At 28.6% G+C, this 13,828-nt stretch carries 14 protein-coding genes; all 14 read right to left on the minus strand.

Annotated features, from left to right (window positions below; genetic code table 11):
* Positions 1–56 precede the first annotated feature (56 nt).
* Complete coding sequence (locus Q0G30_RS09745; RefSeq protein ID WP_294389279.1) at positions 57–920, minus strand: site-2 protease family protein; 864 nt, start codon at positions 918–920, stop codon at positions 57–59.
* Positions 921–982: 62 nt separating this feature from the next.
* A complete protein-coding gene (locus tag Q0G30_RS09750; protein ID WP_294389281.1) occupies positions 983–1,375 on the minus strand; it encodes a hypothetical protein in 393 nt (130 codons plus the stop codon).
* 97 nt (positions 1,376–1,472) lie between these two features.
* Positions 1,473–2,609: a rod shape-determining protein RodA gene (gene rodA, locus Q0G30_RS09755; RefSeq protein WP_294389283.1), complete on the minus strand. Its 1,137-nt coding sequence runs from the start codon at positions 2,607–2,609 to the stop codon at positions 1,473–1,475.
* 276 nt (positions 2,610–2,885) lie between these two features.
* Positions 2,886–3,155 carry a cell division topological specificity factor MinE gene (gene minE, locus Q0G30_RS09760; RefSeq protein ID WP_195467303.1) on the minus strand — a complete coding sequence of 90 codons (270 nt, stop codon included), beginning with the start codon at positions 3,153–3,155 and terminating at the stop codon, positions 2,886–2,888.
* Between the two features lie 15 nt (positions 3,156–3,170).
* The gene (gene minD, locus Q0G30_RS09765; RefSeq protein ID WP_294389285.1) at positions 3,171–3,968 is read right to left on the minus strand and encodes a septum site-determining protein MinD; all 798 of its coding nucleotides are present in this window, start codon (positions 3,966–3,968) and stop codon (positions 3,171–3,173) included.
* Positions 3,969–3,983: 15 nt separating this feature from the next.
* Entirely contained in the window at positions 3,984–4,631 is a 648-nt protein-coding gene (gene minC / locus Q0G30_RS09770) for a septum site-determining protein MinC (RefSeq protein ID WP_294389287.1), read from the minus strand.
* A gap of 241 nt (positions 4,632–4,872) precedes the next feature.
* On the minus strand, positions 4,873–7,818 hold the full coding sequence (locus Q0G30_RS09775; protein WP_294389289.1) for a penicillin-binding transpeptidase domain-containing protein: 2,946 nt from the start codon (positions 7,816–7,818) through the stop codon (positions 4,873–4,875).
* A complete protein-coding gene (gene mreD / locus Q0G30_RS09780; protein ID WP_195467307.1) occupies positions 7,815–8,306 on the minus strand; it encodes a rod shape-determining protein MreD in 492 nt (163 codons plus the stop codon). The genes Q0G30_RS09775 and mreD overlap by 4 nt, the downstream gene beginning before the upstream one ends.
* A 4-nt stretch (positions 8,307–8,310) precedes the next feature.
* Complete coding sequence (gene mreC, locus Q0G30_RS09785) at positions 8,311–9,153, minus strand: rod shape-determining protein MreC (RefSeq protein WP_294389293.1); 843 nt, start codon at positions 9,151–9,153, stop codon at positions 8,311–8,313.
* A complete protein-coding gene (locus Q0G30_RS09790) occupies positions 9,153–10,172 on the minus strand; it encodes a rod shape-determining protein (protein WP_133014034.1) in 1,020 nt (339 codons plus the stop codon). The genes mreC and Q0G30_RS09790 overlap by 1 nt, the downstream gene beginning before the upstream one ends.
* A gap of 17 nt (positions 10,173–10,189) precedes the next feature.
* The gene (gene radC / locus Q0G30_RS09795; protein ID WP_294389295.1) at positions 10,190–10,879 is read right to left on the minus strand and encodes a DNA repair protein RadC; all 690 of its coding nucleotides are present in this window, start codon (positions 10,877–10,879) and stop codon (positions 10,190–10,192) included.
* Between the two features lie 37 nt (positions 10,880–10,916).
* On the minus strand, positions 10,917–11,483 hold the full coding sequence (locus Q0G30_RS09800; protein ID WP_294389297.1) for a Maf-like protein: 567 nt from the start codon (positions 11,481–11,483) through the stop codon (positions 10,917–10,919).
* Between the two features lie 268 nt (positions 11,484–11,751).
* Positions 11,752–12,549: an SPOR domain-containing protein gene (locus Q0G30_RS09805; RefSeq protein ID WP_294389299.1), complete on the minus strand. Its 798-nt coding sequence runs from the start codon at positions 12,547–12,549 to the stop codon at positions 11,752–11,754.
* A 145-nt stretch (positions 12,550–12,694) separates the two neighbouring features.
* Positions 12,695–13,828 (minus strand): beta-Ala-His dipeptidase (pepD, locus tag Q0G30_RS09810; protein WP_294389300.1); only part of this gene is annotated, 1,134 nt, incomplete at its 5' end.

The raw sequence follows: 13,828 nt of genomic DNA on the forward strand, positions 1-13,828 counted from the left end.
TTGCAACTTGTCATTGTCTATCTGTTATTCTAGCATAATAATCATAAAAAAGTAAACTAATTAGAAAGCCTGTTCTTAATATTAAAATATTCCTCTAATGTAATATTTCCATAAAGTTTTAATGCTTCTATGAGCTCATCTTCATGCATTATAAATAAAAGCTTTAAATCATCATCTAAAACATAAAAAGAATTAAATCTATTTTTATCTATGATTGCCATAGCATTTGCTAATCCCATTTTGTAATATACCGATATACTCTTATTTTCAATGTATTTATTTCTTAATAACTTATTTCTTTTTACAAATATATTTCCCATCAATATATACTTAGCTGACTTTTTTTCACCTATAGTTATTAAATAAATTATTATTGCAGCAATAATTAAACTAATATTTATGCCCTTATTATATATAAATATAATCAAGAAAATAGCAATTAGTCCTAATGCTATCATATAACTAATTTTAGAAATTATATCTGTAACTTCTTTATACAATATTTTTTCTGATAATATAATTTCTAAAACTCTTGAACCATCTAAAGGATATGCTGGCAGAACATTGAAAAGTAATAAATTCAAATTAATATTAATTATTTTATCTACCATACTGTTATTAATTATTAAACCAACAAAAAAAAATATACATGCAATGGCTAGATTCATACATGGTCCAGCTAAATATATTTGAATTTTTTCCTTCTTAGATAATTCATCAATATTTATAAACTCAGCACTTGTACCATATATATGAATTTTAAAGTTATTGAATTTACAGCCATTCTTTTTAGCTACAACTATATGAGATATTTCATGAAGAAATATACTTATAAATGCTAAAATAATTGATTTATTTAAACTAAGAAGTATAAAAAATAATATAATTTCAGCTAAAACGCTTTTTTTCCATCTATCCATTTATAGCTCCTTTATAGACTCACATTATATTAATAACCACCTTTCTATTATGATTTTTTATTTTAAAAATCAGCTTTTCCTCCATTTAAGCTTGTTTTTATGTAATTATTTATCTTTTTTAATACCTCTGAAAAATCAAATGATTCAATTTTTTCATTTTGAATACTATAAGTAGTATCATTCATTACTGCTTTTATATTTTTATAAGAATCTTGTTCACTGGGAGAATATTTTAAATAAAAAGCTGCCATAAACATAAATATAACAACAACTAACTGATAAATAAAAACATTAACCATACTTGAGAAAAAATCTCTCTTTTTATTTCTTTTCATTTCATTTCCGTATATATCTTCAAATGTATTTCTTCTATAAACAGGAGATGTATTTTTCCCTAAGTTCTTATTTTGTAATTCTTGATAATATCTTTTGTATTGGCTATTATAACTACCCATTCTTTCCTCCTAAAAAATTGCTTATTAAATTATATTTTTATAAGCAAAAAAATATGCAATATATTGCCTCTACAATATATTGCATATTTAAACTTCTCTAAAAATTTAATTTTTTTCTTCTCATACCTATATTAAGAACTAACCCTAATGAAAGAATAGTTGTTGCTAAGGAACTTCCTCCATAGCTAACTAATGGTAATGTTATTCCTGTAATAGGCATTAGACCTATAGTCATTCCAATATTTTGCCATATTGCAAACAAGAAATATGAAATCATCCCTGTTGTCAATATAGTTCCAAACAGATCCTTTGCTGTCCGTGCTATATTAATCATCCTTGATATAAGTACCGCATATAAAGCTAATAGACAAATAGCACCAAAGGTTCCCCATTGTTGGCATATCTGACTAAAAATAAAATCCGTTTGTATTTCTGGAACATATTGTGATGCATATCCACCTGTTCCATCATTAGCTAATGAATCAAGAGTCCCAAAAAAACCACCTGACCCAATTGCTATAAGAGACTGTCTTAGATGATATCCGGATCCCGAAGTATCAGTTTCTGGATTTCTAAACGATGTTATTCTTCTTTTTTGATAATCTTGTATTAATCCTGAATTCCATACCAATACAATTCCTACTACTAAGGCTCCTAGGCCACCTATTATTATTCTCTTATCTAGTCCACCTATAAAGAAAACGCCTAAAACCATGAAGAACAGTACCATTGTCATTCCCATATCCGGTTGAATTACTATAAGTCCCGCTGGTATTATTGCATAAAAAGCTATTATAAAGAAATTTTTAAAATTATTTATTTCTCCATCCATATCCTCTAATTCTTTTCCCATCATCATAACAGTTGCAATCTTTGCTAATTCAGCTGGTTGAAATGATAGAGGACCTAATCTTATCCATCCTTGAGCTCCATTGATAGTTGAACCTATTATTAAAACTAAAACTAATAGCGCAATTGATGTCCAATAAAATATTGGTGTAAATGCTTTAATTATAGAATAATCTATTGCTAACACAAAATACAATAACACTATTGCGCCTATAAAAAATACTGATTGTTTTAGTGGGAATATCATTCCACCTGTAGATGCCTTTTTAGCAAGATATATATTAACTATACCGAACATCGTTATTAATACTATAGATATAAACATCCATATGTCTACTTTTTTTAGATTTTTCAAATTCAGCTTAAACTTTGATAAAGGTATCATAATTTTACCTCCTTGAATTTATACCTATTTATTATATCCTATTTCCTATTTTTTCTCCATAAATAATTATATTACTACATATAAAATTCATAAACTTTTAAGAATTACTTTTCTTAATTCAGATTTTACTATATATTTTTAATTTAATTACATTAGTTGAAACTGACTTAATAAATCTATTTCGATATACATCTATATTATTTATATATCATTTTCTTTAAAATATTAACTTAATAAAAAAGAGATTGTTATTACTTTTAACAATCTCTTTATATATTATCTGTTTCTTATATTTTTTATTGGAATATTGGCAATTAACGCTGGTGAGCCTTCCCCTTCAATATCATCACTTCTATTTAATGATATTTCTACATCATTAGCATCAATTTCTATATACTTAGAAATAACCTCTAATATTTCTTTTCTTATTTTATCTAAAGTCTCAGGAGCTAAATCACCTCTATCATGAATAAGTATTAACTTTAATCTGTCCTTAGCAACTTCTTTTGGTGTAGTTTTGTTAGAAAATACCCTTAATAAATCCATACCGCCTTTATCCCCCTAGTTTTTTCTAAAAATCTTTCTTATAGCTGAAAAGAACCCTGTAGATTCTGAACCTAATTTCATTAAAGGAACCTCTTCTCCTGTAATTCTTTTAGCTATATTTCTAAATGCTTGACCTGAAAGTGCCTTTTCATCTAATACTATAGGTTCTCCCTTATTTGTTGAAACAGTTATACCTCTATCATCAGGTACAACACCTAATAATTTAACAGATAAAGTCTCTATAATATCTGATACATCAAGCATATCTCCTCTTTTTGTCATTTCATAATTTAACCTGTTAACTATAACAGTATGGTCCTCTAAACCTTTTGCATCTAATTTTCCTATTACTCTATCAGCATCTCTAACTGAAGTAATCTCTGGATTAACTACAACTATAGCTTTATCTGCACCAACAACAGAATTTTCAAACCCTTGTTCAATTCCAGCTGGTGAATCAATTAATACATAGTCGAATTCTTCTTTAAGTTTATTAACTAAATCAAACATATCTTGAGCTCTTATATCATCCTTATCCTTTGTTTGAGCTGTTGGTAGTAAACAAAGATTAGGATATCTCTTATCCTTTATTAATGCTTGTTTTAATCTACATCTATTTTCAATTACATCTATTATTGTATAAACTATTCTATTTTCTAATCCCATTAGTACATCAAGGTTTCTTAATCCAGTATCTCCATCAACTACCACAACTTTTTTCCCTAATGCCGCTAATGCTGTTCCTAAATTTGCTGTTGTTGTAGTTTTTCCTACGCCACCCTTTCCTGATGTCACAACAATCGAAATTCCCATGTAAATCCCTCCACTTTAGTAAATATATTTATTTGGTAAATATGGTTCTACCACTATATAACCATCCTTTATTTTTGCAACCTCTGGATAAGATGGCTTTAATCCATCATCTGGTGATATAGTTAATATATCTGAAATCTGCATTAATTCAGGTTGCATAAAAAATGCAGCTATTATTGACTTTTTATTTCCTCCAGTACCAGCTTTTACATGTCCCTTAATACTTCCAAGAACTATAATATTGCCCCCTGCAGAAACTTCAGCTCCACTATTAATATCACCTATTATGATAATATTTCCAGGATAATGAATAGATTGCCCCCCTCTTATTGTTTTCTTGATAAATTTGGTTTTTCCTTCATTAACTCCATTAAAAAATTTAATTGAATTATTTTCTTTAATCTTATTAATATCATCAAAAATACAATCTTTTATATCTAACTTTTGAAATAACTCTTCCTTTAATCTGACTATTTCACAGTTATCAATATGTTTAAGATTAGATGTTATTTTTAATATAGAATTTTTATAAAAGCCTTTATTTTTTGATAGACTAGATATTAATACTTCTAACATATCATCAAAACTTATAAATTTCTCCATATCTATTATAACATTTACTCCATCCTTATTGCCTTTTATCTGTATTCTTTCATCCTTCATTGGTTATCCTCCACCAATTAAAAACTCAATTTACTTTTAATTATATCATATAACTACAATTAAAAACATAATCTGATTAAAACTGTTGTAATTTTTCTACAAAATAGCACTTATTTTACTAATATATTCATTATTATATTGTACTTTAACTCTTTATATAAGTAAAAATTATAAGAGCTTTTTCTAAAAAATAAGAGAGGTTATTATTAAACCCCTCTTATTATTAATATATTTATTAACTTTATTGTTCTTGTTGAACATGTTGATCCTGATTATTTTGCTCCTGTTTAACATCTTGCTCTTGATGTTCATTTTCTTCTAATGCTTCTTGATTGTTATCTGCTGGTGATCCTAAAACATACTTTTGGAATGTTTCTGAAGTTGCTGCATAATTAGGATTAATAGCTAATAATTCATCCTTAAAGAATGCTTCATATATTCCCTTATGAACATAAGCACTATTTGCTCCTCTGTTTCCATCGTAAATAGTTGAGAATATAGCAATCTGAGGATTATCCATTGGCGCAAAGCTTATATAATTTGCATAAGCCTTTCTTCCTTGGAATTCATATTGTTCTGATGTTCCAAAGTCAGCAGTTCCTGTCTTACCACAGACTGCAATAGGGAAGTTAGCAAATAATGCATAATTAGTTGCATTAGATGGTGATGTATTAACTCTTCTCATCCCCTCTTTAATAGCCTGTAATATATCTGCATCAATAGGATTACTTTCTATAACTTCTGGATTAAACTCTTGAATAACCTCACCTGTCGGCGACGTTACTTTATCCACAATAGAAACCTTATAACGAGTACCACCATTTGCTAATGTAGCAACATAGTTAGCCATTTGCAATGGAGTAAATGCATTCATACTTTGCCCGATGGCATCTTGCACTAAATTTATCGGAGATTTTATTTCTGATGTTTGATTTGTTACAGTAAAGTATGCAATTGCATTTGCCACTGTTATTGCCTGAGAATCCACATCTACTTTTTTATTGTTAGCAGCTTCATAATTAGCAACATTCTCTTTATATTTATCTGATATATCCATTATCTTCTTTACAGTATTAAGTATACTTTGAGCGTATTCATCTTGACTAGAAATTTGCTCTTCTGTTCCTACCTTAAGTAATGTCTCTTTTATATTATCTTTTAAACTAGTTTTTAATGCTTTTAACTCATCTGAATCAGTACTTATATCACTAATATCAAATGGCACAAATGAATATCCATAATATACTCCCTCTTCAAGGGCTGGAACTAAACTATATTTTGCATTTGAAGCTAATGTTCTTCTCCATGATACAAAATTATATGTTTGGCCAAAATTCTCATATATTTGAATTCCTGTAGATGCTGTTTTACCTTGTTCTGCTCCTAATCCAAACTTCCATGCATAACGAGCTATAGAGTTAAGCGCATCTATATCGGCACCATTTTTTATATATAATCTAATAGCTGTTTCATAAAAGAAATAGTTAGATGATACTTCAAGTGCTTTTCTTACATCAGTGATTCCATGACCTATCTTTTGGAAATTTTCAAGTACCTGCTTTCCTGTATATTCACTACTCCAAACCCCAACATCATTAACAGTATCATTTTCAGTTATAGCACCATCAGTTAAACCAGCAACTGCTGTTAATGGTTTAAATGTAGATCCTGGTGGAACTAGCCCTTGTGTTGCATAATTAAACATAGCTCTTGGATATAAATCATACTTATCTTCTCTAGCTCCTGTAGTTTCATTTACAGGAAAGAGCTCATCTAGTGTTCCCTTAGCATTACTATTTTGAATATGTTGTGTACCAAATGATTCGTAATCTGGATTAAAATATTCATTATATTTCTCTGTAGTTAATTCACTAGGAATTGCAAAATCATTAGGATCAAAATCTGGATAACTTGCCATAGCAATAACTCTTGCAGTATTTACCTCCACAGCTACAACAGCACCTCTTGTTGCACTTGTTAATCCTTCTGATTGCAATTTAATAATTTGATCTTTTAATGCTTCTTGAGCAGCATATTGTACATCTTTGTTAATTGTTAAATGTACATTATTTCCTGGATAAGACTCTAACTTAAATAGTTCTTCTGTAGTTCTTCCTTGAGAGTTTACCTTTACCGTAGTCCCACCTTTTATTCCCTTTAATTGTTCTTCAAAAGCTGACTCTATTCCAGATACACCAATTAAATCTGTAGATGTATCATATCCTCTTAATTCATAACTTTCTTGTTGAGAGCTACTTATTGATGATACATATCCTACAACTGACGATGCTAAAGTACTATATGGATAGTATCTAACAGGCTTTAAACTAACATTTATTCCAGGCAAATCCGTTAATTGTTGATATACAATAAAAGCAGTATCTCTATTTATATTACTTGCTATTGTTATATTAGAATACCCACTAAAGCTTCCCATTTTTATAGCATCTTTGATGACAATATATCTTCTTATTTGCTGTATAGGATATTCTTTTAATAGATCATCTAATATTTCCTTTCCAGTTGAATTCTTATACTTTTTAGCTAATTCAGTTGCTTGTTCTGAAGTATAGTTTTCTGGTAATAATAACTTATACAAATCATATGATTTTACAAGATAATAAAAAGTATCCTCTGCAGATATTTCCATAAGTGCATCATTAACTTCATTTATCTCTTTATCTGTATAGTCGCCCTCTTTATTTTTAAACTTCTCTTTTTCTATATCTTCATTTAATCCTCTATCTCTTTTAAATCTTATTTCAAGAGCTCTTCTGCTAGATTCATTATCAGTTTTAAAATCAAAATATATATTTCCATTATCATCAACTTTAAGTGCTAAATCATCTTGAAAACTTTCACCATTATCTTCTAATATTTTAAAAACCTTATCCATAGTCTTATAAAATGCTTTAGTTGAATCTACAGTTTCCATATAAGTTAAAGTATAAGTTTGCTTGTTAGTTGCTATAACATTTCCTTCACTATCATATATATTTCCTCTTGGAGCTTCTTCTGAAATAAATTTAGTAGAACTTACATCAGCTTTTTCTTTATAATCATCATATTTGTATACTTGAAGATATAATAGTTTGGCAACAATAGTTCCCATCATTATAAACATAATTATATACAAAACAGAATATCTGGAATTTTCTTTATTTTTTTTAGGTTTATTAACTATCATTTAAACCTCCATGTATTTCTATCTAGATATTTATCTAAAGTTTTTAAAATCAAAGTATAGAAAAGCATCATACAAATAGCATTTAATACACACGAGATTAATGCTACAGGTATATTAATCGTTTGAGAAAATAGCTTAAATATAATTACTACTCCTAAAACTTTCAATATTGAAACACCTAAAGCTGTCAAAGCTGGCACTAGTCTATTTTCCTTAAATATACTTTCCCCTATTTTTGCACATAAAAAACATAAAAGCATATTTAAAAATAAATTTACCCCGAAACCCGCAAAGAAAAATATGTCTTGTAAAAATCCGCTTACTATTCCTATAAAAATAGCCTCTTCTTTGCCTCTTATAATTGAATAAGCCATGGCAAATATAAATAATAAACTTGGAAAAGATCCTTTTATTGAGTAATAAGGCAATAAAGTATTATCAATGATTAATAAAATTATTAATATAATTATTAAATATAATCTCTTCATACTTCTACTCCCCAATATTAATTTCTTCTTTTGGAACTACAACAAATAATTCCTCAAGCTTATTAAAATCCACATATGGCTTAACAATAGCCTTCTTCATAATTCCAACACTATCCACATCTACTGAAATTACTTCCCCTATTCTAATTTCTTGTGGATACATTCCTCCAAGTCCAGAAGTTAAAATTATATCTCCTTCTTTTATCTCAGAATCGATTGGAATATTTGATAATATAGTTGAATTTTTATTTTTATTATCTGTAGCTCCTTGTAATATTCCAGTTGTTTCTCTAGTGCTTTCAACCATAGAAGCTACTGCGATATTTTCATTTAATATAGTTTGAACTATTGAATAATTACTTTCTGATTTAGTAACCTTTCCCACCAATCCTGCTGGGGTTATAACTATCATGTCCTTTTTTACTCCATCATTAATACCTTTATCAATTATATATCCATTGGAAATATCCCCCCCGCTATATCCAACTATATTACACCCTAAATAATTATAGTTTTCATGAGCTTGAGAGTAATCAAACATTTCCCTTAATCTTGTATTTTCATCTTTCATTCTATTATATTCAATTAATTTATTTTCTAATTCTGCATTTTTTTTTGCAAGCTCTTCATTTTCTTGTTTTACTTTTGAAAAATTAACAAGGAATTCAAAGGACCCCTTTAGCTTATCGTTTGCATTATAAATTATTTTTTGTAATGGACTAATAACACTACCTACACCACTAGATATAATATTTGAATTGCTTTTTAAACTGAAGGCGATTATGCCTAAAAAGGCAACTGACAGTACCACTATAGTTACTGCCAGTTTATTTTTAAAAGGTTTCATTATTGCCCTCTTTGAGTCTTGCTTAATTCATCAAAATTCTCTAGTGCTTTTCCTGCTCCTAAAACAACACAATCTAATGGTGTCTCAGCAATATGAACAGGCATATTTGTTTCGTGGTTTATTAATTTGTCTAGCCCCTTTAGTAAAGCTCCGCCTCCAGCTAACATTATTCCCTTTTCCATTATATCAGCTGATAATTCTGGTGGAGTTTTTTCTAATGTAGTTTTTATTGATTCAATAATTGAATATACTGGTTCTTTTAACGCTTCTCTTATTTGGTCTTCTGTTATTGTAACTATCTTTGGAAGACCTGTTATCATATCTCTTCCCTTGATATCCATAGAAGCATTTTCATCATCTATCTTATATGCTGATCCTAATTCCATTTTTATTTGCTCAGCTGTTCTTTCACCTATCATTAAGCTAAACTCTTTTTTAACGTATGCTATTATCGCTTGATCTAACTCATCTCCAGCAACTCTTAATGACTTACTAGTTACTATTCCTCCTAATGAAATGATAGCAACTTCAGTAGTTCCTCCACCAATATCAACTATCATGCTTCCTGTAGGCTCTCCAACTGGAAGTCCTGCTCCAATAGCAGCTGCCATTGGTTCTTCCATTAAAACAACATCTCTTGCACCAGCAAATTTTGCTGCCTCTTCAATAGCTCTTCTTTCCACTTCTGTTACTCCTGATGGATAACATACTATTATTCTTGGGCTAGTAAATGCACTTTTGCTTGTTACTTTTTCAATTAACTTTTTAAGCATAGTTTGTGCAACATCAAAATCCGCTATAACTCCATCTTTAAGAGGTCTTATTGCAACTATGTTACCTGGTGTTCTACCTATCATAAGCTTTGCTTCTTGACCAACTGCTAGAGGTTTTCTCGTATTACTATTTATTGCTACAACTGAAGGTTCGCTTAACACAATTCCTTTTCCTTTTACGAAAACAAGCGTGTTAGCTGTTCCTAAATCTATTCCCATATCTTTATTACTACTGAAAAATCCCATATGAATTCCCCTTTCAATTATATAATTCCTTTTTCCTTTAAACTAACATATTTATTATTACCAATTATAATATGATCTAACAATTCAATTCCCATAATTTTTCCACATTCCTTTAATCTAAGAGTTATATTAATATCTTCTTTACTTGGATTAGGGTCTCCTGATGGGTGGTTATGGCAAACTATTATACTTGCACTCCCTCTCTGAATTGCCTCTTTAAAAACTTCTCTTGGGTGAACTATAGATGAGTTCAATGTTCCTTTAAATACATCTTTAGTTCCTATTACAATATTCTTAGTATTTAATAGTATTAATTTAAATACTTCTTGTTTAAAATTGCTCATTTCATTAATTAATAACGTTGAAACATCTTTAGGCGACGAAATCTTAAAGTTTTCTCTTTGAGATCTTAAGGTCCTAAACCTATTAAATAACTCCATCATAGCAATTATCTGACAAGCCTTTACTTTTTTAATACCTTTAATTTTACTTGCTTCTTCAAAACTTACATTTAAAAGTCCGTCTAAACCATCTAGCTCAATTAGTAACCTTTTACTTAAAGCTATGACGTTTTCTCCTTTTGTACCTGTTCTTAATAATATAGCTAATAGCTCTTCGTTACTTAAACTTTCTACTCCAAACTGAAGCAACTTTTCAATCGGTCTTTCCTTTAATGGTATATCATTTACTCTTATATTTTCTGCCATAAGCACTCCTTTTAAGTAATAATATCCATCCCCCAAATTATAAAATTTCTTTTATCATTTTGTTCAGTAAGTTTAATGGTAATCCAACTACATTATAGTAACATCCATTTATACTTTTAACAAATACTCCACCAAAGCCTTGTATTCCATAAGCTCCTGCTTTATCTAAACATTCTCCAGTGTCTATGTACTTCCATATTTCCTCATTAGAAAGCTCTGAAAAATAAACCTCTGTATACAGACATTCACTTTTTATTGCTTTTGTAGTATTATTAATAACTGTTACTCCAGAATATACTCTATGTACACTATTACTTAGTGACTTAAGCATTCTAAAAGCATCATTTTTATCCTTTGGTTTTCCAAGAATTTTATTATCTATAACAACTATAGTGTCCGCTCCTATTATTATAGAATCTTTACTACAATTTAATGCCACTGATTTAGCTTTTCCTTGAGATAATGTTTTAACATATTCTTCTATGTTGTTATTAACTTGTACTGAATCTTCATCAAAATCACTAACTCTAACTTCAAAATCACTTACTATCCTAGATAATAATTCTTTCCTACGCTCTGAAGCAGATGCTAATATAAACTTCAAAATATCACATCCTACAGTCATTTATTAAATATTATTCCCAATTTAACGTTAGTCTTACACCTGACTTTAAATTTAATTTAAAACACAATAAAAAAGAGGTAAATTCTTGTCACCTATCTTTATTTCTAATATAGTTTATCACTTAATAGATATTCAAACAAGCATTTTCCTCTTTTTATATATGAATTTTTTGTAGAAATTTCTATAAATTATCCTTAATTTTAAATGTATTTTTTTACATTTATTGATATTTATTCATTGTTTTTTTCTATTTATTAAAATTTAATAAAACTTTATATAAATATTGCATTTCATTAGAAACATTTTCCCTACTTATTTCTGTTCCTAATTCATTAATATGTTTTTTTAAGTCAGATAAAACTTCATATTTATCTCCTTCTTTTATATCACCTAATTTTCCAACCCACTCTTTAAAATCTGTAGTATCCACTGATTTTACATCATCTTTAAATGCAGTATCTAATATTTCTAAGTATCCATCATATATTCCAGCTATTTGACTCTCTATAGCATTACTACTATTTAATTGAAATTCAACTTTAGCACACTCAATTCCACTTGCTGTTAATTTATCAATAATAGCTTGACCTTCTTCTGTTGTATAAACTCCTGCTAAAACTTTAAATTTATCTGCATCATTATATATAAATGCTCCATATCCACTAGATATTTTATTAAATGCTTCTTTTGCATTATCTTCTTGTGCAAAATACCCACATTGAATGGCCATAAAACTAGTATTAATAGTTTCTTGACTAACTTCAGAAGATTGATTATTATTTTCCACTTCAGCATTTACTGGAGTATCTGCATTTCCCTCTGAACCTTCATTACTTACAATTTCAGAATTATCCGTCTGCACTTGTTTACTTTTATTATTAGCATCTGCTGTACTTGCATTATTTAATGGTAAAAAATGAATTATAACATTTGCAAGCAACACTCCAACTATTATTACAAATACACTCATTCCAATAAAGGATAGAATAAATCTTAAAATATCATTATTTTTCTTTTTCTTATAGTTATATCTTGTATACCTCACTTTCTCATCCTCCCCAATCATTAACTTATTATGTTTTTACTTATTACATTACAATATATTCACCAATAGCAACTTATATACATAATAAAAATAACTTTTACTTTTACAAAAAAGCGAAGACGTGATTGTCTTCGCTTTTTAATAACTATTTAATTTCTTTAAGTATTGCTTTTAAATATTCATAACAATTTTTCACTGATGAAATACTCATATGCTCGTCAGGAGTGTGAACATCATAAAGATTTGGTCCAAAACTTATCATATCAAGATTACCTAATTTTTCATTAAACAATCCACATTCAACTCCTGCATGGATTGCTACTATCTTTGCTTCTTTTCCATATAATTCTTTATGAACCTTTTGGCAAATTTCTCTTATTTGTGAATCAGGATTATATTGCCATGCTGGATAGTCTGATGTAGTTGTGAATTCTCCTCCTAAAAGTTCAACTATAGTTTTACTTCTTAAAACTATTTCTTCTTTTAATGATGGTACAGAACTTCTTATTGCTGAATCAAATTCTACTGTTGTATCATTAGTAGTTAAAACCCCTAAGTTAGTTGAACTTTCTACTAAACCATCTATGTCTACACTTTTTGAATTTATTCCATTTGGATATAAGTATAATAAATTTAAAACTTTATTAGTACATTCATCTGTAAATTCTCTTTCAACATTATCAGCAACTACTGAACCTTCTATCTTTAATCCAGGATCTTGAGTTCTTAATTCATTACCTATAATCTCATTCCAGTTTTTTATTACATTCATAACTGTATCTTCATCATTAGAATTTATAGCTATAATAGCTTCAGCTTCCCTTGGAATTGCATTATTCTTTGATCCACCATTTAAATTAACAAGATTAAATTTAACTTCTCTTGATAAACCTTTAAGAACTCTACCTAAAATCTTATTTGAATTTCCTCTTTCTTTAATTATATCCATACCAGAATGACCACCTTTAAGTCCTGATATGTTTATTTTTACTAACTTTTTATCTTTAATATCTTGTTTTTCTATGTTAATAGTTGCTGTACTTCTTATTCCACCAGCACAACTTACTAAAAGATATCCTTCTTCTTCATTATCTAAATTTATTAATATTTTACCATCAATATGTTCTTTATTGATAGCCATTGCCCCAGACATTCCTGTTTCTTCATCTGTAGTAATTAATACTTCTATTGGCGGATGTGGAATATCTTTTGAAGCTAATATTGCCATAGCATAAGCAACTGCAATACCATTATCAGCTCCTAATGTTGTATCTGTTGC

This window comes from uncultured Clostridium sp. (assembly GCF_934754925.1).
Taxonomy (GTDB): Bacteria; Bacillota; Clostridia; order Clostridiales; family Clostridiaceae; genus Clostridium.